The sequence below is a fragment of the Rhizobium acidisoli genome (assembly GCF_002531755.2).
Lineage (GTDB): Bacteria > Pseudomonadota > Alphaproteobacteria > Rhizobiales > Rhizobiaceae > Rhizobium > Rhizobium acidisoli.
In genome coordinates this window covers 346,372-366,079 of the sequence record NZ_CP034998.1, presented here as the reverse complement: position 1 = coordinate 366,079, position 19,708 = coordinate 346,372, and the positions used below count along the sequence as shown (strand labels likewise).

The following is a 19,708-nucleotide window of genomic DNA, read 5'->3' as shown; positions in this document are numbered from 1 at the left end:
GTCTGAAGTCACGTTTGGAAATGGTCAGCCTCCCTTGACCGAACCCGCCAGCAGGCCGCGCACCAGATAACGCTGCAGCCCGAAGAAGACGAGCAGCGGCACGATGATGGTGACGAAGGCCGACGCCGTCAAAATCTCCCAATTGCCGCCGCGCGAGCCGAGCAGCGCGTTCAGGCTGCCTGTGAGAACGAGGTGGTCCTTGTCGGTGCCGAGGAAGACCATGGCGACAAGCAGATCGTTCCACACCCACAGGAACTGAAAGATGGCGAAGGAGGCGAGTGCCGGGAAGGACAAAGGCAATACGATGCGAGTAAAGATCTCGAAGTCGGTGGCGCCGTCGACGCGGGCGGATTCGATGATCTCCTTCGGCAGGCCGGCGATATAGGCCCGCAGGAGATAGATGGCGAGCGGCATGCCGAAGGCGGTGTGGGCGAGCCAGATGCCGGGATAGGTCTTGGACGGCTGGCCGAGCAGGTTGCCGATTTCGTTATAGAGGCGCAGCAGCGGGATCAGCGACATCTGCAGCGGCACGACGATCAGGCCGACGACGAGCGCAATCAGCAGCGCCCGGCCGGGAAACTCCATCCAACTCAGCGCATAGGCGGCAAAGGCGGCGATCAGGATCGGGATGATCGTCGCCGGGATCGTCACGGTCAGCGAATTGATGAAGGACTGGCCGATGCCCTCGCCGGTAAGAACCGTCTTGTAGTTCTGCAGCGTGAACTCCGGCGGCGCGGAAACCGACGCATAGATTCGCCGCGGCCTTTCGTCGGGCGAAAAGGCAGCGTTCTTCATATAGCGGTAGCTGCCGTCGCTGTTGATCTGCAGGCTTTCGCCGTCGCCGAGATCGGCGGTCTGACCGGCTTCGAAGGCGGCCGGCTGCTGCACGCGGTTGCCGAAGGCTTTTACCGAACGGCCGGTCTGACCCTCCAGCACGTTGCCTGTGATGACGTAGGTTGCGCCTTCCTGCTGCTGCTGGTCCGGCGTGCCCAGGCGGACGGCGACGGTCTGCGTCGAACCGACGAAGGCCGTCCACCAGCCGGAAACGACGATCTGATCCTTGTCGCGCAGCGCACTGACGAAGATGCCGAGCGTCGGGATCAGCCAGACGATGACGATCAACAGAACTGCGGCGTGAACGAAGAGACGGGCGGGGCCGATCTTGAAATAGCTTCCAACAGCGGTCATCTCAATGGCCCTTCAGTTCGCGGTTGGCGCGGCGCACGTTCCAGACCATGATCGGTGTGACGGCGAGCATGATGATGATGGCGATAACAGCACTTCGGCCGGAATCGCCGCCGCCGCGAAACAGCCAGTTGAACATCAGGTTCGCCAGCACCATCGACTGCCACTGGCCGTTGGTCATGGTCAGCACGATATCGAAGACCTTGAGGACGAGGATGGTGATCGTCGTCCAGACGACCGCGATCGAGCCCCAGACTTGCGGCACCATGATGCGCCAGAAGATCTGCCAGCCATTGGCGCCGTCGATGACGGCGGCCTCGATCGTCTCCTCGGGAATGCCGCGGAGGGCAGCCGACAGGATGACCATGGCAAAACCGGTCTGGATCCAGATCAGGATGACCATCAGGAAGAAATTGTTCCAGAAGGGAACGGAGATCCACACCTCGGGCGTGCCGCCGAACGTCTGGACGATGGCGTTCAAGAGGCCGATCTGGACGTCGTTGCCGCCGCGATATTCATAGATGAATTTCCAGATGACCGAGGCGCCGACGAAGGAAATCGCCATCGGCATGAAGACGATGCTTTTGGCGATATTGCCCCACCAGATGCGATCGGTCATCACGGCGATGACGAGGCCGAAAAAGGTGCAGGCGGCCGGCACGACGGCGAGCCAGAGGATGTTGTTGAAGATCGACTGGCGGAATTCGCGGTCGCCGAGTGCCCATTGATAGTTGGCGACGCCGACGAATTGTTCGCCGGCGCGATCGTAGAAGGAGAGGATGAAGGTCGCAACGACGGGATAGACGAGATAGACGACGAGCAGGAAGAGCGCCGGACCGACGAACAACCACGGCCGCACGAGGGCACGGCGGTTGAGATTGCGCGAGGCGGCGCGGATGTCGCCATCCTTGACCGGCAGCGCGAGATCCAGGATCTTGTTCGAAAAATAGAAATAGGCCGAGCACGCCAAAACGGCGACGACCACGACGCCCAAAGCGGACACTATCTGCAACAGCATTTCGTCCCTCCCCTGCTTCCCCTGATCTTATTGCGACCGGTTGTTATTCTGACGGGTCAGCGCCGGTCATCGTCAATCTGTTTGTATTGCCCAATCACAATATATCCTGCGATGGCCGGGCTCTTTGCGAACCCGGCCAGTCATGCAGGCCATGCCGCCGGCAAGCCGGCGGCATAATTTTGGAAGATTACTTGATGCCGTCCCAGGCGCTCTGGATTTCGCCAGCAGCCTCTTCAGCCGACTTGCCGCCGACGAAATCGACCATGCCCGTCCAGAAGGCGCCGGCGCCGATCTTGCCCGGCATCAGGTCGGAACCGTCGAAGCGGAAGGTGGTGGCCGACGTCAGGATCTCGCCTTCCTTCTTCATCTGCGGGTTGGCATAGGCCTCGGTGCTGACACCCTTATACGGCGTCAGGAAGCTCGACTGCGCCATCCAGACCTCATGCGCGATCGGGGTCTTCAGGAAGTCGATGAAGGCACGGGCCGCCTTCGAGTCCTTGGTGATCGAAACGAGCGTGCCGGCGCCGAGAACCGGCTTGCCGAGTTCGGGATGCGACGCAAAGGTCGGCATGTAGAAGAAGTCGGCATCCTGGCCGAGCTTTGTGCCCTCAGGGAAGAAGGACGGGATGAACGAGGCCTGATGGTGCATGTAGCACTTCGGCGGAACCGCAAAGAGGCCCTTCGGGCTGTCGCGGAAATCGGTCGAGGCCACGGCCGCGACGCCGCCGTCGACATATTTCTCGTTCTTGGCGAACTTGCCGAACTCGTCGATCGCGGCAACGACGGCCGGATCGGTGAACTTCAGCTCGTTGGTCGTCCACTTGTCATAGGCCTCAGGCGGCTGGGTGCGCAGCATGATGTCCTCGACCCAGTCGGTCGCCGGCCAGCCGGTGGCACCGCCGGAACCGAGACCGATGCACCAGGGAACGCCGCCGTCCTTGACGATCTGGTCGGTCAGGGCATGCAGCTCTTCCATGGTCGTCGGGATCTTGTAGCCGGCTTCCTCGAAGTTCTCCGGAACATACCAGACCAGCGACTTCACGTCGGCCTTGTATGGGAAGGCGTAGAAGGCCTCCTTGCCATCCTTGCCCTTATAGGTGCCGTAACCGACCCAGCTGTCGCCGGCGCCGTAATTGTCCTTGATCCACTTGGAGTTTTCGTCGCCGAGCGGCGTCAGGAAGCCCTTGCTGGCGAGGTCGGCGAAGAGGCCCGGCTGCGGCAGAACGGCGATGTTCGGCGGCGAGCCAGCCTGCGTGTCGATGACGATCTGCTGTTCGTAGTTTTCGGACGAGGAGTATTTGGCATCAATGCCGGTCGCTTCGGTGAAATAGGCAAGAACGCTCATGAAGAACGCCTCGTCCTCGCCGCGCCACGGCCCGAAGATCGTCAGCGGCTGACCCTTCAGATCGGCATGAGCGGCCTTGAATTCGTCATAGCTCTTCCAGTTAAACCTGGCATCCTGTCCCGGGGCAAATTTCAGATCGGCCGCGGATGCAGCACCGGCAAAAAGCGCTGCCACGGCAACGCCCATCAACAATGACTTTTTCATGTGATCAACCTCCCATCACAATCCCAACCACGCCGAATTCCCTTTAAAAGAAATTTCAAAGCGCTTTGACACCCAACTCATTCCACTTTCGGTGGAATGGAGTCAAGTCATTTCACGAAAACACGCCGCAAACCTGCCCGCTTTCGCGCTGCAGCAGCGACTATCGGGAAATATGGAGCGATTTTTCTTGAGTCAAGCGCGCCAGATGCTACATAATTGAAAGCGCTTTGGATGCCACTGGGAGGCGGCAGGCCTATTGGAAACGGCCGACGGGCGGGCCGGGAGGAAGCATAGCAGGTGAATCTTAAACAGCTATCGGAATTGCTGGGGCTGTCGCAGACGACGGTGAGCCGAGCGCTCAACGGTTATCCGGAGGTCAACGAGGCCACCCGGGAGCGCGTGCTTCAAGCAGTCAAGGAAACCGGGTATCGCCCGAACAAGGCGGCGCAGCGGCTTGCGACCGGCAAGGCCGGCTCGATCGGCCTTGTCATGCCGACGGCGCCCGGCCATCAGTCCGACGTGCATTTCGGCGAATTCCTGGCCGGGCTCGGCGAAGAGGCCGTGCGCCACGACTTCCACTTCGTCATCATGCCGGCCGACCCGGATGACGAGGTTGCAGCACTCAGGCGCCTGGCGATCAGCGGCAATGTCGATGCGCTGTTCGTTGCCTATATGCGCGGCCACGACCCGCGGCTCCCCATGCTGAAATCGCTCTCGATGCCCTATGTCGTGCACGGGCGATCCTTCGGCTCGGAACCCGACTATCCCTTTCTCGACATCGACAATGAAGGCGCCTTCTACGATGCGACGCGGCTTCTGCTGCAGCTCGGCCATACGCGCTTTGCGCTGATGAACGGCCCGATGCATCTCGATTTCGCCATCCGCAGGAAGAACGGCGTGATAGCGGCGCTGGCCGAGCGCGGGCTGGCGCTCGACGAGGATTGCGTCAGCCATGCGCTGATGACGGACGAGCAAGGCCTGCTGGCGATGGAACATTTCCTGCAGCTGTCGGAGCGGCCGACAGCCATCCTCTGCGCCAGCACGGTGCTGGCGCTCGGCGCGATCCGCGCGGTCAACCAGGCCGGATTGCGGCTCGGCGAGGATATCTCGCTGATCGCCCATGACGATGTGCTGCCGCTGTTGAAGCCGGAAAATTTCTCCGTGCCGCTGACGACGACGCGCTCCTCGCTGAGGGCCGCCGGCGTTCGCATCGCCCAGCGGCTGATCGGCACGGTGAAAGAGGCAGGCCCCTTTCCCGAACAGGAGCTCTGGAAGACCGAACTGATCGTCCGGGCTTCGACCGGCCCTGCCCCGCAGTCCTAACAATCAAAATTGTGGCGGGGTCTGCCCTGCGGCGCGATGGGCGGCGATGACCGTGTTGGCCATCAGCATGGCGATGGTCATCGGGCCGACGCCGCCAGGGACCGGGGTGATGGTGCTGGCGACTTCGGAGACTTCGCGGAAGGCAACGTCGCCGACGAGCCGGGTCTTGCCCTCGCCTCTTTCGGGGGCTGGCACGCGGTTGATGCCGACGTCGATGACCGTCGCACCCGGCTTGACCCAATCTGCCTTGACCATCTCAGGCCGGCCGACGGCGGCGACCAGAATATCGGCATTGCGGCAGACCTCGGCGAGGTTCTTGGTTCTCGAATGCGCGATCGTCACCGTCGCATTGGCGTTGAGCAGCAATTGCGCCATCGGCTTGCCGAACAGGTTGGAGCGGCCGATGACGACGGCGTTGAGGCCGGAGAGATCCTCGCCATGGGTGCGGCGGACGAAGACCATGGCGCCGGCCGGCGTGCAGGAGACCAGTCCGGTCTTCAGGTCGCCGATGGCAAGCTTGCCGGCATTGGCAATGCTCAAGCCGTCGACATCCTTTTCCGGCAGGATCGACTGGATGATCGGCTCGCTGTCGAGCGGCTTCGGCAGCGGTAGTTGCACCAGGATGCCGTGGATCGACGGATCGGCGTTGAGGGTGGCGACGAGGGCTGCCAACTCCTCCTGGCTGGTCTCGGCCGGCAGCGTGTGCTGGACCGATTTGAAGCCGCATTCCTTGGCCATGCGGCCCTTGGAGCCGACATAGGCGTGACTTGCCGGATCGTCACCGACGATGACGACCGCAAGACCGGTGGTGACGCCGCTGCTCTTTTCCAGCGCTGCCGTCGCACTCTTGACCGTCTGAATGACCGATGCAGCTACGTTCTTGCCGTCGATTACTGTCGTCACGCGTCTCTCCGCCCTGTTTCGCGCCAATCTATGGATAGTCGGCGAGCGTCAAATGCCCGCTAACGCCCTATCCTGTCGGAAAGCAGCAAGGCAATATCAAAAATGCAAGGAAATGTTTCGTTCAACGCAGCGGCTGCCGCGCGTCGAGGCCATGAACAAGAAGCCGGTCGCGCAGGCCGGAGATTTCGGAGCGCAGCGCCTCCATCTCTTCGACCTCGGCTGCGACCGGGTGCGATGCCGGCGGTGCCGAAGATATCGGTTTGGACAGCGCTTGGGACAGCGGCATTTCCTCTTCGGCTGCGGCCACGGGTTTACGCAGGCGCAGCAGGAAAGCCGCAGCAAGACCGGCGGCGAAACCCGCGGCAGCACCGGCCAGCGAGCGGCCGGTCAGGCCGTCGGGCGCCGATACCGCCGTTGCCAGCGCCGGCTTCATCAGAGTGATATGGCCGTCGCCGGCCGGGCCCGCCGAGGCGGAGGCCGTATCGTCCAGGCGCGAACGCGCGGCGGCCGCCTTCTCGCTGAGTTCGGTCAGCCGGGCAAGATCGACGCCGGTATCCCGACTTTGCGCAATCAGTGTGTTGCGCCGGTCGTTCAGGCCCTTGCGCGCATCGACGGCGGTCTTGGCGGCGGCGTTGGCGGCCTGGGCAAGACGGGCAAGCTCCTTGCCCATATTCTCCTTGATACCATCGGTTTCGGCCTGCTGCTGCAACAGCCGCGGATGGCGCGGGCCGAGTTCGGCCGAAAGCTGCGCAAGCGCTGTCCTGGCGACAGCATATTTGTCGCGCCAGTCCTGCAGCGCCGGCGAGAGCATATCGGAGGGGAGAGAACCGTCGAGCACGCCGGTAAGTTTTGCGGCTTTCAACCGGTCGGCCTGCGTTTTGGCTTCCAGGATAGATTGGTCGGCCTGTTTCAGATCGGCATCGAGCCGGTCGATCTGGCGGCGAAGATCGACGGCCACCTTGACGTTGCCCTCGCCGCTCTTTGCCGTGAAGGCTGCAAGTTCTGCTTTCGCCTCGTCATAGGCCTTGCGCAAGGCGGCGTCGCTTTCGGTGTTGCCGCCGGTTCCGTTCGCCGGGGAAACCGCTTCGGCAAGCCTTGCGGCGATGCGCATGGATTTGCCGCTGTCGCCGGTCGTCACCCGCACGAGGATCGTGCCGGCGGCGGCATCGGGCAGGATCTCCACCGAATGCTTCAAGGTTGCCTCGGCCCGCGAGGCCGGGTCGGCAGCAGCACCCGTCGCCGAGAGCAGATCGAGCGCAACGCCGAGCGCATTGGCCCTCTGGCCGGCAAATTCGGGATCGTGGTCGAGTTTCAGGGCGGCAACCGTCGAAGCAACCACCCGTGCCGACATCAGCCCTTTCGCCGCAGCCTCGGTGAAGGCGGCCCGGCTGGCGGCATCGGTCTTTACCGCAAACGTTGCTTCGGCACGGTAGAGGGCCGGCGAAACCGGCATCAGCACCGGCAGACCGGCTCCGATCATCGTCGCAGCGGCGACCGTCATCACAACTGCGCTGCCGCCGACACGCCGCCGCGGCGCTACCGGGCAAGGCTCGGCCGGTTCCTTAACGAGCGCGGCCAGCGGTTCGGATGAGATCAGCGGCGCGTCGGTCGGAGCAACCGGTTCTTCACCGCGCGCCAGTTCCTGAGGAAGCGGATGGCCGATGTCGTTGGCCGCCCGCAGGTGATTGCCGAGGATGGTTTCGATGCGATCGACCAGCGGCGCCGTGCGCGCCGCTTTGGCGCGCTGCTCTTCCAGCGCGCGGCCGATGGCGCGCAGCAGTTCGGCTTCGGGCGGCGCGATATCGGGCCGGTTCGACCGGGGCACGCCCCCAGGCAGTCCATAGCGATCGTCGTGGGCGCGCGCCGGTGCGGCCGCCGCCGGCCGGGTGGCTGGGCGATCGTGAAAGCTGCTTCTGGCCCTGATATCGTACATTTGCGCCACATCTCATGCACATGATGGCCGAATTCGCTCATCCGCACGGATGCAGATGATTAAGCCAGTCTAAATATTCATGGCAAAGAAATGGTTAACCGCCGCGTGTAAGAACTATGCATCTCTCCTCAAATCGGAATCGATCCAAGGATGTATTCCTAAGCGCCATAGTCACTTGGAAAGACGCGAGGGTCAGCTTGCCTTCTTGTGTTCCGACCGTGGCTGCAGCGCGGTGTTGTGTTCTTCCGGATGGCTGAGGATTCGTTCGCGCCGGCGGAAGCGATAGCGCAGGACATGGAAAAGGAAGACCGGGATGCCGATGACGTAGCGGCGCCAGAGTCGCGTCGGCTCCTGCAGCAGGCGATAGGCCCATTCCAGGCGCATCATCCGCACCGTCCTCGGCGCACGCGGGACGGCGCCGGAGACGAAGTCGAAGAGAGCGCCCACCGTCAGCACCAGGCGCGCATGATCGGCGCGGATATGATCGTGGACCCATTTTTCCTGCAGCGGTGTTCCCATGCCGACGATCAGAATGTCGAGCTTTTGGCGCTCGATCTCCTCAGTGACCTCAGTGGAATCGACCTTGTCGAAATAACCGTCGGAAACGACGACGAATTCATGCCAGGGCGTATGCCTGCGGAAATTTTCCGCCGCCGCCTCGACGACCGAACGCGTGCCGCCAATCAGGCCGATGCGGCGCGGGGCCTCCATGAAGGTGAGGAAGGCCGGCACAAAATCGGTGCCGTTCAGATTGGCGGGAAAGGGCGAACCATGGGCGATCTGCGATGCGATGTTGAGACCGATACCATCCGGCAGCACCAGATTGTGCGACATGATCCGGTAATATTCGTCATCGTGAAGCGCGGTCAGCATGTTATGGGCGTTGACGAAGCAAACCACGGTCTGGCCGACGGGAATGGAGGCCAGCTCGTTGATGAAAACGAGGGCGTCGTCCCAGCCGAGATCGCAGACCGGCAGATCGAAGATCGTCCGCCGCGATGCGAGCACCGCGAAGTTCGCAATCAGATTCATTCCTACCTCCTGCCGAGGATGCTTCATGCGCCCGACATCCCGGAAAACAAGCCCACACCTCCGCACCGAGCCCTCGAAAGCCCCGGTTGCGTCCCGCCGTGACGGCGTCGCCCCGATTTCGGAAGCGGCACATGTCAAGCTGTAACAGCGGGTATATCAGGACGGTTTCAAACAACCCTTAGGAAAATTCCTTGAATTTCCATGCTCGCATAAGTAGTTTATTAACTATGCGCGCCAACGGAAAACGGCGCCCTGCGGCGCCGTTGTTCGTCGATACAGTTGTGGTGCTTAGTGGGCGGCCGGCGCCGGCGCTTCGCCGGCCGGTGCGGTCTCGACGATCTTGACCGGTGTGCCCACCTTCTTCGGCGCCCCGGCCGAGCTTTCCTTGACATCTTCCTTGGAGAGATAGTCGAGCTGCTCCAGCATCACGTCGGCGACATATTCGCCGCCGAGGCGCTCGTTCATGCCCTTCTTGATCTCTTCGCGGAAGGCCTTCGGATCGAAGGATTTGATGTGGGCGATATCGACCATCTTGTTGCCGACGAGCAGGCTGAAAAGCTCGTCGGTGGTCATCTCGGCCAGCGGCAGCGTCACGCCCTTCAGCATCTCCTTGTTCATCATGAAGGAAACACGGCCGAGGAAGTAGCCGGTGATCGCGCCGTTACCGATGATGGGCACCGTGATGGTTTCACCCTTCACCAGTTCAAGCGCGCTCTGCTTGGAATCCGTTGCCGCAGGCGCCGGCGCGGTCGCCAGGTACACCGAGAAATAGACCGATGCCAAGGTGATGGCGCAAACCCAGACACCGGTGAGGACGAGCTTGATCATCAGTTTCCACGCGCGGCGAATTGTTCCTGGGAATAGGTCCCGTCGGCATCGGCGTCCTGAACGGCGTTCTTCAGCAGATCGGCGACAGCGCGAACCGCTTCGAGATGCGCCTCGACCCGACGGGCGTTGAGAACCAGCTTCTTCTTCAGCCCGTGCAGCTGATCGAGATGGGCCGCGGCAAGCTCGGCCGGATCGGTGTCGCGGAAAAGCATCGACAGCTCATAGAGGCAGCGGCTTTTATGCGCATTGGAGACCTTGAGATCGAACTGCGGATCGCTGCCGATCCGGGTGTTCTCATTGTCGATGATCATTTCGAGGCGTCCGAGAACGGATTTGATTCTGTATTCGTTCGAAACTATTTCCATTTTACCCTCGGTTATGCGTCGCTTAGAGCACCATGCCGAAAAGTCTGCGCGGATTTCGCGCGACATCACGCTCTAACTATTTCATTGAGAACAGGATTCAGGTTTCAGGCCAACCGGCCTAAAATCATCCTGTTCTATCGGTCTTGGCTTCGGCAGTCGGCGTGCCGAATGTCTTGCGCTGGAAGTCGTCGATCATGCTGAGCGCAGTGTTGCGGTCATCATTATCGGTCGAGGCATTGACGATCTTGCCTTCCTGTCGGCGCAGCTGCTCGGCGTACATCTGCTTGGCGATGCCGATGCCGTCGCCCTTGGCCATGGTGTTGCCGAGCTGTTCGGCCATCATGCCCTTCCAGATATCGCCGGTCGCGCCCTTGCCGTAAACGTCTTCGCTTTCGCTCGGCAGCATGGACTTGACGAAATTCTGCAGGACCATGGCCTCGAATTTCCGGTAGCTTTCCGGCACTTCCTCAGCCTTGGTGCGGTTCTGGATGTTGTTGAGGCCGCTCTTCTGGCTGATATGGTCGAGAACGTCGACCGTATTGGAGAAGCCCTTGCCGTTTTCGGCGAGGCTCGTTGCGGCAAAGGCCGCACGATTTGCCTTCAATTTTTCCTGAGCCGCCTGAACCTCCATGGGGTCGGCAGCTTTGACAACGTCCAGGACCAGATCACTGGGGGGCGAAATAGCCACGTTACAATCCTCTAATTTAAGATCGTAACGACTATGGGTTTCGAAGCTTGCTGGAGGCTGGCGTTGCGAATTGCTGATCGATGACATCGTAGACGGCATTGTCGTCGGCCTCGCGGCGCTCGGCCTCGAGGGCTTCTTTCATGCCTTCTTCGAACCGGTCGCCCTTGGCGCGCTCACGCGCCAGCCGCATTTCGTGGACTTCCTGCATGCCGGTCAGCTGCAGATCCTTGATCGAAAGCCTGCCGAATCGGTCGGCGTAATTCTGCGAAAAGGCGTGGTGGACCGGGTCCATCGAGCCGAGTGCGAGGATGACGTCATCCATCGCCGCATTGACCTCGACGCGCTGGCGGCTGGTTTCGGCCAGATCGTTCTCGGCCATCCTTTCGATATGCCGTTGCACCGAGAGCAGTCGCTTGAGCTTCTGGGAGCGGTTCTTGTCGATCATCGCCTCATCGCCCGATATAGATCGAGCCGAAGGACTGGCCGAACTGGCTGACCAGGGCCGCAATCGAGAAGTAGACGAGGAAGAGCCCGCCCATCAGCAGATAGGGCGTCGAGATGAAGTAGACCGGGATCTGCGGCGCCAGCTTGTTGATGAAGCCGATCGAGACGTTGAAGATCAGGCCGTAGATCAAAAACGGGCTCGACAGCCGCAGCATGATGTAGGTGGTCTGTTCCAGCGTGTCGCTAAAGGAGATCAGCGTCGCGCGCATCTGCATCAGGCCGCCGAAGGGCATGGTCGTGTAGGAATCGATCAGCGCCCGAAAGACGATATGATGGAAGTCCATGATGAAGAGGATCATGATGCCGGCAAAGGTGATGAAGCCGGAAAGGCTGCTCTCCGGCGTGTCTTCGATGATATCGGCCGAGCCCGGCTGGGTATAACCGACCATGGTGGCGATGATCGTCGCGGCGAACTGCATGCCGAGCGTGTAAATCCGCGCCAGCATGCCGTACATCACGCCGATCAGCGATTCGCTGACGATCAGGCCGATATAGGTTCCGGAACCGGTGTGGACGGCTGGATAGACCGTGTCCCAGAGCAGCGGCATGACGGCGATCGACAGCGCTAGGGCGATGAAGACGCGCAGCTGTTCGGGCACGCGCGCCGAGGAAAAACCCGGAAGAGCCAGCACACAGCCACCGATCCGGCAGAAAACCAGAAACAGCGCGAGAACGGTCCCTTGCGGGTCTGTTATCATGAAATAGAGCCCAAAATCTTTATCTCGATGCCCTTGGCCAGTTCGACATGCGACAGGACCGGCAGCGTGGCGAACAGCCGTTCGATGATCATGCGCACATAGGAGCGTGTTTCCGGCGAGGTGACAAGTGCGAATGGCAGGCCGCGATCCATGAACTCACGGATAACTTTGGTGGCCTGTTCGCTGAATTCTTCCAGGTTGCGCGGATCGATGTCGAATTCGATCACCTCGCCCTTGGCGTCGCGCTTCAGCGCCTGGTGGAAAGCGAGATCCCATTTGCTGCCCAGCCTGAGGACGCGCAGCACGCCGTTGTCGGCAAGGTCGCCGCAGAGCTGCTGGGCCATGCGGATGCGGACATGCTCGACGATCTGCTCGGTCTTCCTGACATGCGGGGCGAGTTCCGCCACCGCTTCGAGGATGAGGTGCAGGTTGCGGATCGAGACGCGTTCGGCAAGCAGCAGTTTGAGCACCGCCTGCAGGCCCGAATAGGACATGTGCGACGAGCAGATCTCGTCGGCGAGCTTCTTATATTCGGGATCGAGGCGATCGATCAGCACCTTGACGTCCTTGTAGGACAGAAGCTGCGGCAGGTTGTTGCGGATGACCTCGCTCATATGGGTCAGCACGACGGAGACGTTGTCGATCGGCTGGAAGCCCTCGCGTTTCAGATCGTCGGCGAAGTTTTCGAGGATCGAGACGGCCGGCATGCCGAAAGCGGGTTCGCGGATTTCATCGCCGGGGATGCTCGGCCGGCGGCCGGCGCCGGTGACGACGAGAACTTCGCCGACGCGCAGCAGGTTGGAGGCGACCGTCGTGCCGTGGATGCGGATCTGGTAGGACTTCTCGGCGATGGCGATATCGTCGGTGACCTTGATCTCGGGCACGACGAAACCGTATTGGGTGGCGAACTTCTTGCGCATCTTGCCGACGCGGAAGGCGAGCTCCTGGTGGGCGCCGAGCAGTCGCGTCGAGACCATCTTGCCGAGCGCAAGCTCGATCTCGGAGGTCCGCAGCACCGCTTTGACCGAATCCTTTTCCAGCTCCTTGCTCTGGACGACCTTCTTTTCCTCCTGCTCGCGGCGAAGCTTGTTTTCGGCCTCGACCTGACGCGGGATGAACCAGGCGCCGAAGGCAAGAAGACTGCCGAGGATCACGAAGGGGACGAAGGGCAGGCCCGGCATCAGCGCCAGGACGAACATCAGCACGGCCGAGACCGAGAGCGCGCGGGGGTAACCGCTCAACTGGTTGACAACCGCCTGGTCGGTGGAGCCGGTGGTGCCGCCGCGCGAGACGAGCAGGCCGGCGGCGAGCGAGACGATCAGGGCCGGCATCTGCGAGACGAGGCCGTCGCCGACGGAGAGCTTGACGAAGACGTCGGCTGCTTCGCCGATCGGCATGCCGTGGCGGAAATAGCCGATGATGATGCCGCCGAAGACGTTGATGGCGGTGATGATCAGGCCGGCGACGGCATCGCCGCGCACGAATTTCGACGCACCGTCCATCGCACCGAAGAAGGAGCTTTCCTCTTCGAGTTCCCTGCGCCGGCGCTGGGCTTCCCTTTCATCGATGATGCCGGCCGAAAGATCGGCGTCGATCGACATCTGCTTGCCGGGGATGGCATCGAGGGTGAATCGCGCGCCGACTTCGGCGATACGCGTGGCGCCCTTGGTGATGACGATGAAGTTGATGGTGATGAGGATCAGGAAGACGATCAGACCGATGACGAAGTCGCCGGACATCACCAGGCTTGCGAAACCGGCGATGACGCCGCCGGCCGCGTCGTGGCCCTCATTGCCGTGGGACAGGATGACGCGCGTCGTCGCGATGTTCAGCGCCAGCCGGGTCATCGTCGCGATCAGCAGAATGGTCGGGAAGGACGAGAAATCGAGCGGTTTCTGGATCCACAGCGCAACCATCAGGATCAGCACCGAGAAGGCGATCGAGAAGGCCAGCCCCATGTCGATCAGGAATGGCGGGATCGGCAGGAAGAGAATGCAGATGATGCCGATGATGCCGAGGGCAAAACCGACATCGCGCAGGCTCGGGGCGACTTTCGGAAGGGGTAATGCAGGTGGTTGCGCCATGTCAGTTCCGTCTCTTCATGAGAGGAGGCGGACTCGGTCCGCCCAATTCGGATCGAGAGTTAAATGGCGAAGCTTGCGCGAAGGTGGCTCAGAAACCGGACTGGATGCGCGAGAAGACGAGATTGGTGAAAATCGAGATCTGCGAGCCGACGAAAGGTGCCGTGACGCCGACCGTGATCAGCACTGCGACGATCTTCGGCACGAAGGTCAGCGTCGCTTCCTGCACCTGGGTCAACGCCTGGATCAGGGCGATGACGAGACCCACGACCATCGCGGCAATGACAGCCGGACCGGCGGCAATCAGGACCGTCCAGATCGCGGCCTGGAACAGATCCAATGCATCAGCTTCATTCATCTGAAGGCAACCTCATATCGCCTCGAAGCAGCCCCGCCTTGGCCGGGCCGCTATTGATTGGTATCACCCGACGCTTCGGCGCCGCGGTCTCAGGTATCGCTGTCGCTGCTGGTGGTCGTCGTGGTCGGCGCCTTGTCGGCAACAGTGATTCCCGCCTGCACGAGTATATTACCGCCATCGGTGGTCGTCGCAATGATGCCGTCGGAATAAACCTTGACGGATTCGATGGTGCCTTTGACGGTGCCGTCAGCGCTTTCCATGTATTTGCCGACGTAGCTGCTGGCCTGGGTAAGGCTCGAGCTTGCCAGCAGCGTATCCAGCTTGGTGTTGGTCTGGATCGTCTGTTCGACCTGCGAGAAGCTTGCCAGCTGTGACATCTGCTCGCTGGCGTCGACCGGATCGGTCGGATCCTGGTTCTTCATCTGCGCGATGAGCAGCTGCAGGAAATTGTCGTAGTTCAGCGTCGCCTTACTCTGGGCGGAACTTGTCGTGCTTGTCGTGCCCGTCGAGGTCACACTTGATGTTGCGTCTACCGCCATGGTGCAATCTCCCTGCGAATCTGCTCGACCATCGTCGGCGGCATTTCGTGGTTGTTGAGGATATTGTCTTCGATCGCGTAGAGGCCGCGGATCGCCTTCAGCGCATCGAAGGCGCGGCCGGTCGAGACGAGTGCATCGATGCGCTTCAGTTCGGCGAGGATTTCCTCGTTTTTGAAGCAGCTGAGCAGCATGGTGATCGACTTGCGGAACATCGCCGTCGAGTGGTCCTTGCCCTCGGGATTGATGAGGATCATCTGCGCGATGAAATAGAGCTGACGCAGGGGCGTGGTGGCGCCTTCCGGCTGGAGGACGTGGTTTTCGAGAAGGAACGTCACATCATTCAGGAATTCCAGCGCGACCTTGCGGTCGACACGCAGGACGGCGCCGTTGATGAAGATTCTTTCTCCGGCTTTCAGAGAAATGCGAAGTGTACTTTTCATTTAAGTCCATCCCTGATGATGGTGGTAACGTCGATGATGCCCTGGTAGTTATTAGACAGACGTTTTCGTATCCTGTCGCATTCCTTCAATATCCAGATCGCGATCGAGATGAGGTTGGCCCTGAGCTCGATCTCCAGCTGATTGTCGGGATGTTTCAGATCCTCGATGAAGCTGATCCATACCCGGCGGGTATAAAACAGGGCTTCGATGGCTTCCCGGCCGTATTTTTCCTTTTCGCGCGCCAACGACAGCAGATCTATGGACCGGTCAAGAACCTGCCATTCCCGCTCTTTCGCGTCGGCCACCGAGTCCTGCATGACTTCGGCATAAGAGAACTGATACATTCATGCATCCTTCTTAATCTTGCGCGCCTTTGATCATCAAAGGTAGTTTACGAGACTCAACTGCTGGATCTTCGAGACGATCGTATAAGCCGTTTCAAGCTGTGTTTCCAAAGTCTTGACGAGGGTCGAGGCCTCGTAAGGATCGACGCCCTGGAGATCGACGAGCTTGTTCTTGATGATATTAGACTGGGCGTCGAGGGCGTCGTTGGACTTCTTGACGCGCTCCTGGGAAAGGCCGAGTTGGCTTGCCTGGGTGACGAGGCCGCTGGTCGCCTTCGTCGTATAGCTGATCGCCTGCTTCGACACCGTGCTCATCGCATCGCTGCTGAGGTCCTGGCCGAGCAGCGCCGAGGTCATCACCGAGGCGAGCGCCATGTAGCGCATGCCTTCGGAGTTGGCGTTGGTCGAGGATTCGATGACTTCCGAATTGCTGATGCGGCTCGTCATGTTCTGGCTCGATGCCTGCGACCAGCCGGTCGTCGCATTGGTCCAGTTTGCCTCGCTGAACATCGGCTCGACCGTTGTCGTAATGAAGGTCTCCATTTCGTCGCCGGTGAGATCGCTGACACCCTTGCCGAGGCCCGTCGCATAGGTATTCAGCGCGGTGACGATATCTGCACTCGTCGCCGTCGTCTGGTCAGTCAGCGGCTGCACATCGGTATTGATGCCGGAGAACAGGTATTCGCCGTTCACCATGGTATTGGCCGTGTCCATCATGGTGGAGAGCGCGCTGGTCGCCGACTGGATGGCGACGGTAATGCTGCCGGGATCGTGGCTGCCCTGGAGCGCCGTCAGCTTTGAAACAAGGCCGTCGCCGACGTCCTTCATCTTGGACAGGCCGAGTTGCGAGGATTCCATGCGCGCGGTGACGAGCGAATTGCTCGATTTGATCGTATCGATCCTGTCGACCTCGCGGCTGAAGTCGACGCTTCTGGCGGCATTGCCGCCGAGCGAGACACCGATGTCGGCATAGACACCCGTCGTTGCCTCCATCGTCGCCTTCGTCATCTGGTTCTGCCCCTGACGAATGGTCAAACGCATCGCATTCTGAATGGCCGAACTTGAAATAAATGAGCTCTTCATGGCTTAACTCGCAATATCCAGCAATGACTTCAACATTTCGTCGACAGCGTTCAGGATTTTGGTCGCCGCCTTGTAGGACTGCTCTATGTCGAGGAGCAGCGTCAGTTCCTCGTCGAGGTTGACGCCGGTCTCGTTGGAATAGGCCTCGTCCGAGCGCGACAGCGCCGCCGAGGTGTTCTCCGCCGCGGTCGTGGCGTTGCTGCGGTACTGCTCGAGCCAGCCGAGGGAATTCGTAGCGTATTCCATGATGCTGACGTTCGAATCGATGCCCGTCGTGGTGTCGAAACCGACTGTCGTTCCGGTTGCCGGATCGAAATCCATATCGGACCCCAAGGCATTATAAAGACTATCGAGGTCAGTCGTATAGCCGCTGAGGTGGGTAGTGTTGTTGACGACGCCATCGGCGTTGACGCCGCCATCGCGCAGGCGCATCGGGTCGCCGCCCTGCGAGGTGATGACGGTGCTGCTGACGGTGATGGTCGACGCCATGCCGGCAACCGCGGTGCTGCCGGCCTCGACCGTGTCGCCGCTCCAGGTGAAGAGACCGGTCACATAGGCCGGGGTACCCGACGTGCTCTGCTCCTTGAAGAGCGAGACCAGGCCGCGGGCGATTTCATCGAGCTGCTTCTGGAAGTTGGGAGCGATCTCGTCACGGACCTGCAGGAGCGACTGAAGGCTCCCCTGCCCCGTCGCCGTCGATCCGCTGCCACGTGGGAGCGCGACACCGTCGATATAGACCGAATTGCCGGTTATGGTGGCGTTGTAGGCATCCTTCGCCTGGAACGTCACCGTGCGCGGGATCGTCTCGAAGAGAATCGTCCCGTCAGAGGTGCTTAGCACCATGTCGTTGTTGTCGCGCGTCGTCGCGCTGACACCGACGATCTGCGAAATCTGCTTGAGGGCCTTCTCGCGCTCGTCGAGAGCGCTGGAGGCATCCGCGCCCGTGGCCGTGGCGGTCTTCACCGCATTGTTGGCCGTCTCGAACTGGCTGAGCAGCGTATTCAGCGTATCGACCGCGGTAGAGATCTGCTTGTCGGCACTGGCGCGGACATCCTGCACGGAAGTCGACGCGTTGTTCAGCGAGTTGGCGACGTCCTGGGCGGCGGTGATGGCGCCCTGGGCGGCGACGGTGCTGCCCGGCGTCGTGCGGAAGGCCTGCAGCTTCTGCTGGAAAACACCGAGATAAGTGGATGGCGACGTTTCGTAGTCGTTGCCACCCATGATCGACTTCAGATCCTCGAGACCGCTGAGCAGGGTCTGCTGGGCGCTGTCCTGAGAGGATGATTTCAGATATTGGCGCAGCAGGGCATCTTCTTGCGCCCGGTCGATCTTGACGACCTGCGCGCCGTTCAGGGACGTGGTGAGCATCGCCTGTCGGCGCACGTAATCCTTGTTGCCGGCATTCGAAATATTGTTCGATACGACACTGCTCTGCGTGCCGGTATTGTTGAATATTCCCTGCGCGGTATTAAGTGCGGACGTGAGCGACATGGCTTACCCGTTACCCTGATTATCTCTTGAGGTTGACGAGGACGTCCATGATGTCGGACCCCGTCTGGAACACCTTGGAATTGGCGGTATAGCTGCGTTGGGATTCGATCATCTCGGTGAGCTCGCCGGCGAGGTCGACGTTCGAACCTTCGAGAGCGCCCGACTTGATCGTGCCGAGGCCGTTGGTCTGCGGGAAGCCGGTGACGGTCACGCCCGACTGGCCGTTGGCGCTGTAGACGTTGCCGCTCATCAGCGTCAGCTTGTCCGGACTTGCGACATTGGCGAGCGGAATGCGGTAGAGCGGCTTGGTGCTGCCGTCCTCGTATTTGGCGTAGACGATGCCGTCGCCGTCGATCGTGACATCCTTGACCGGGCTTGCGGCCTGACCGTTCGGCGTACCGGTGCCGGCAAAGGCCGCGCCGAGCTGGGTGAAGCCCGAGAGATCCATGTCGATCGACAAGCCGGTCACCGGATCGACGATAGTCGCGGAACCGGTAGAGTTGGTGATCTTGCCGGTGGAGTCGAAGTCCAGCGTGGTCGTGGCGACGGCGCCGCCGGCCGTGGTGTAGGGGAAGGAGGTCGTGCCGCCGGTCGCCGCATCGGCGTTGCGGAAGATAGCAACCTCCCAGGTGCTGGCGGTACCGGTTGCCGGCGGGGGTGTCGTAACCGAGGTCTTGGTGAAGTAGAAGTCGTACATCACCTTGTTGCCGAGCGTGTCGTAGGCGACCATCGAGAACTTCTTGGTATCGGTTGTCGGGGTGCCGGTAGCGCCGTTGTCGCTCGGAAGCGTCGCAGGAGCGACCGGAGCAACCTTAGCGTTGGAATCGAGGTTGCCCTTGAAGACGCCTGAGGTCGAGGCGATGGCGGTCAGGCCTTCCTGGTTGACGTTGACGGGAACGAGGCCGTCGAAGCCGTTGACGACAACAGCGGGAGAACCGGAGTTGTAGGAATAGCCCATCAGGCCGAAGCCGGCGGCGTTAACGAGATTGCCCTCGTCGTCCTTGGTGAAGTCGCCGGCGCGGGTCAGAACCGGTGTGCCGTCGGCGCCCTGGACGATAAAGAAGCCGTCGCCCGAGATCGCAAGGTCGGTGCTCGAGGTGGTGTAGGAAATATCGCCCTGATCGGAGACGGCCTGGCGGACCGAGGTCTGAACGCCGCCGGAATTGTAGTTGCCGCCCGAAGAAGGCAGGACCAGCGAGGAGAAGCTCGTCGACACAGCCTTGTAACCGGTCGTGTTAACGTTGGCGATGTTGTCGGAGACCGTGCTGAGGCGGTTCGCCTGCGCATTCATGCCCGATACCGCCGTCTTCATGCTGCCGAAAATGCTCATCTGAAAACCTCGTTTT

The 19,708-nt window shown here is 61.0% G+C and carries 20 protein-coding genes; 1 reads left to right on the top strand and 19 read right to left on the bottom strand.

Going from position 1 to position 19,708, the window contains the following annotated elements:
• Positions 1-24: 24 nt before the first annotated feature.
• From CO657_RS01865 to CO657_RS01855, 3 genes are all read right to left on the bottom strand, one after another.
• On the bottom strand, positions 25-1,188 hold the full coding sequence (locus CO657_RS01865) for a carbohydrate ABC transporter permease (RefSeq protein WP_012556624.1): 1,164 nt from the start codon (positions 1,186-1,188) through the stop codon (positions 25-27).
• Between the two features lies 1 nt (position 1,189).
• The gene (locus CO657_RS01860) at positions 1,190-2,203 is read right to left on the bottom strand and encodes a carbohydrate ABC transporter permease (protein WP_012556623.1); all 1,014 of its coding nucleotides are present in this window, start codon (positions 2,201-2,203) and stop codon (positions 1,190-1,192) included.
• Between the two features lie 187 nt (positions 2,204-2,390).
• Complete coding sequence (locus CO657_RS01855) at positions 2,391-3,752, bottom strand: ABC transporter substrate-binding protein (RefSeq protein WP_054183700.1); 1,362 nt, start codon at positions 3,750-3,752, stop codon at positions 2,391-2,393.
• A gap of 297 nt (positions 3,753-4,049) precedes the next feature.
• Between CO657_RS01855 and CO657_RS01850 the strand changes: the two genes are divergently transcribed.
• Entirely contained in the window at positions 4,050-5,075 is a 1,026-nt protein-coding gene (locus tag CO657_RS01850) for a LacI family DNA-binding transcriptional regulator (RefSeq protein WP_054183701.1), read from the top strand.
• A gap of 3 nt (positions 5,076-5,078) precedes the next feature.
• Here the strand turns inward: CO657_RS01850 and folD are convergent, their stop codons facing one another.
• From folD to CO657_RS01770, 16 genes are all read right to left on the bottom strand, one after another.
• Positions 5,079-5,978: a bifunctional methylenetetrahydrofolate dehydrogenase/methenyltetrahydrofolate cyclohydrolase FolD gene (gene folD, locus CO657_RS01845; protein WP_054183702.1), complete on the bottom strand. Its 900-nt coding sequence runs from the start codon at positions 5,976-5,978 to the stop codon at positions 5,079-5,081.
• Between the two features lie 121 nt (positions 5,979-6,099).
• Positions 6,100-7,911, bottom strand: coding sequence for a GumC domain-containing protein (locus tag CO657_RS01840; RefSeq protein WP_054183703.1), 1,812 nt, complete (start codon positions 7,909-7,911; stop codon positions 6,100-6,102).
• Positions 7,912-8,103: 192 nt separating this feature from the next.
• Positions 8,104-8,943, bottom strand: coding sequence for a WecB/TagA/CpsF family glycosyltransferase (locus CO657_RS01835; protein ID WP_054183704.1), 840 nt, complete (start codon positions 8,941-8,943; stop codon positions 8,104-8,106).
• A 288-nt stretch (positions 8,944-9,231) separates the two neighbouring features.
• Entirely contained in the window at positions 9,232-9,771 is a 540-nt protein-coding gene (locus CO657_RS01830; RefSeq protein ID WP_003588510.1) for a hypothetical protein, read from the bottom strand.
• Complete coding sequence (locus CO657_RS01825; protein WP_003570277.1) at positions 9,771-10,136, bottom strand: hypothetical protein; 366 nt, start codon at positions 10,134-10,136, stop codon at positions 9,771-9,773. Before CO657_RS01825 ends, CO657_RS01830 begins: the two co-directional genes overlap by 1 nt.
• 124 nt (positions 10,137-10,260) lie before the next feature.
• Entirely contained in the window at positions 10,261-10,824 is a 564-nt protein-coding gene (locus tag CO657_RS01820; RefSeq protein ID WP_054183705.1) for a rod-binding protein, read from the bottom strand.
• A 31-nt stretch (positions 10,825-10,855) separates the two neighbouring features.
• Positions 10,856-11,269: a hypothetical protein gene (locus CO657_RS01815; protein ID WP_003588513.1), complete on the bottom strand. Its 414-nt coding sequence runs from the start codon at positions 11,267-11,269 to the stop codon at positions 10,856-10,858.
• A gap of 4 nt (positions 11,270-11,273) precedes the next feature.
• Positions 11,274-12,026, bottom strand: coding sequence for a flagellar biosynthetic protein FliR (locus CO657_RS01810; RefSeq protein ID WP_003588515.1), 753 nt, complete (start codon positions 12,024-12,026; stop codon positions 11,274-11,276).
• On the bottom strand, positions 12,023-14,110 hold the full coding sequence (gene flhA / locus CO657_RS01805) for a flagellar biosynthesis protein FlhA (RefSeq protein ID WP_003588516.1): 2,088 nt from the start codon (positions 14,108-14,110) through the stop codon (positions 12,023-12,025). The genes CO657_RS01810 and flhA overlap by 4 nt, the downstream gene beginning before the upstream one ends.
• 88 nt (positions 14,111-14,198) lie before the next feature.
• A complete protein-coding gene (gene fliQ / locus CO657_RS01800) occupies positions 14,199-14,465 on the bottom strand; it encodes a flagellar biosynthesis protein FliQ (protein WP_009992823.1) in 267 nt (88 codons plus the stop codon).
• A gap of 89 nt (positions 14,466-14,554) precedes the next feature.
• The gene (gene flgD, locus CO657_RS01795; RefSeq protein ID WP_054183706.1) at positions 14,555-15,004 is read right to left on the bottom strand and encodes a flagellar hook assembly protein FlgD; all 450 of its coding nucleotides are present in this window, start codon (positions 15,002-15,004) and stop codon (positions 14,555-14,557) included.
• Positions 14,995-15,444: a flagellar biosynthesis repressor FlbT gene (gene flbT, locus CO657_RS01790; RefSeq protein ID WP_003584285.1), complete on the bottom strand. Its 450-nt coding sequence runs from the start codon at positions 15,442-15,444 to the stop codon at positions 14,995-14,997. Before flbT ends, flgD begins: the two co-directional genes overlap by 10 nt.
• Positions 15,441-15,788 carry a flagellar biosynthesis regulator FlaF gene (flaF, locus tag CO657_RS01785; RefSeq protein WP_012556615.1) on the bottom strand — a complete coding sequence of 116 codons (348 nt, stop codon included), beginning with the start codon at positions 15,786-15,788 and terminating at the stop codon, positions 15,441-15,443. The genes flbT and flaF overlap by 4 nt, the downstream gene beginning before the upstream one ends.
• Before the next feature lie 36 nt (positions 15,789-15,824).
• Positions 15,825-16,871, bottom strand: a complete 1,047-nt coding sequence (locus tag CO657_RS01780) for a flagellar hook-associated family protein (RefSeq protein ID WP_054183707.1) — start codon at positions 16,869-16,871, stop codon at positions 15,825-15,827.
• Positions 16,872-16,874: 3 nt separating this feature from the next.
• Positions 16,875-18,362, bottom strand: a complete 1,488-nt coding sequence (gene flgK / locus CO657_RS01775; RefSeq protein WP_054183708.1) for a flagellar hook-associated protein FlgK — start codon at positions 18,360-18,362, stop codon at positions 16,875-16,877.
• Positions 18,363-18,381: 19 nt separating this feature from the next.
• Positions 18,382-19,692, bottom strand: coding sequence for a flagellar hook protein FlgE (locus tag CO657_RS01770; protein WP_054183709.1), 1,311 nt, complete (start codon positions 19,690-19,692; stop codon positions 18,382-18,384).
• Positions 19,693-19,708: the final 16 nt, after the last annotated feature.

Coding starts and splice junctions, on each gene's coding strand:
- CO657_RS01865 (WP_012556624.1), bottom strand. CDS start 1,188: ATGACCGCTGTTGGAAGCTATTTCAAGATCGGCCCCGCCCGTCTCTTC.
- CO657_RS01860 (WP_012556623.1), bottom strand. CDS start 2,203: ATGCTGTTGCAGATAGTGTCCGCTTTGGGCGTCGTGGTCGTCGCCGTT.
- CO657_RS01855 (WP_054183700.1), bottom strand. CDS start 3,752: ATGAAAAAGTCATTGTTGATGGGCGTTGCCGTGGCAGCGCTTTTTGCC.
- CO657_RS01840 (WP_054183703.1), bottom strand. CDS start 7,911: ATGTACGATATCAGGGCCAGAAGCAGCTTTCACGATCGCCCAGCCACC.
- CO657_RS01835 (WP_054183704.1), bottom strand. CDS start 8,943: ATGAATCTGATTGCGAACTTCGCGGTGCTCGCATCGCGGCGGACGATC.
- CO657_RS01830 (WP_003588510.1), bottom strand. CDS start 9,771: ATGATCAAGCTCGTCCTCACCGGTGTCTGGGTTTGCGCCATCACCTTG.
- CO657_RS01825 (WP_003570277.1), bottom strand. CDS start 10,136: ATGGAAATAGTTTCGAACGAATACAGAATCAAATCCGTTCTCGGACGC.
- CO657_RS01815 (WP_003588513.1), bottom strand. CDS start 11,269: ATGATCGACAAGAACCGCTCCCAGAAGCTCAAGCGACTGCTCTCGGTG.
- CO657_RS01810 (WP_003588515.1), bottom strand. CDS start 12,026: ATGATAACAGACCCGCAAGGGACCGTTCTCGCGCTGTTTCTGGTTTTC.
- flhA (WP_003588516.1), bottom strand. CDS start 14,110: ATGGCGCAACCACCTGCATTACCCCTTCCGAAAGTCGCCCCGAGCCTG.
- fliQ (WP_009992823.1), bottom strand. CDS start 14,465: ATGAATGAAGCTGATGCATTGGATCTGTTCCAGGCCGCGATCTGGACG.
- flgD (WP_054183706.1), bottom strand. CDS start 15,004: ATGGCGGTAGACGCAACATCAAGTGTGACCTCGACGGGCACGACAAGC.
- flbT (WP_003584285.1), bottom strand. CDS start 15,444: ATGAAAAGTACACTTCGCATTTCTCTGAAAGCCGGAGAAAGAATCTTC.
- flaF (WP_012556615.1), bottom strand. CDS start 15,788: ATGTATCAGTTCTCTTATGCCGAAGTCATGCAGGACTCGGTGGCCGAC.
- CO657_RS01780 (WP_054183707.1), bottom strand. CDS start 16,871: ATGAAGAGCTCATTTATTTCAAGTTCGGCCATTCAGAATGCGATGCGT.
- flgK (WP_054183708.1), bottom strand. CDS start 18,362: ATGTCGCTCACGTCCGCACTTAATACCGCGCAGGGAATATTCAACAAT.
- CO657_RS01770 (WP_054183709.1), bottom strand. CDS start 19,692: ATGAGCATTTTCGGCAGCATGAAGACGGCGGTATCGGGCATGAATGCG.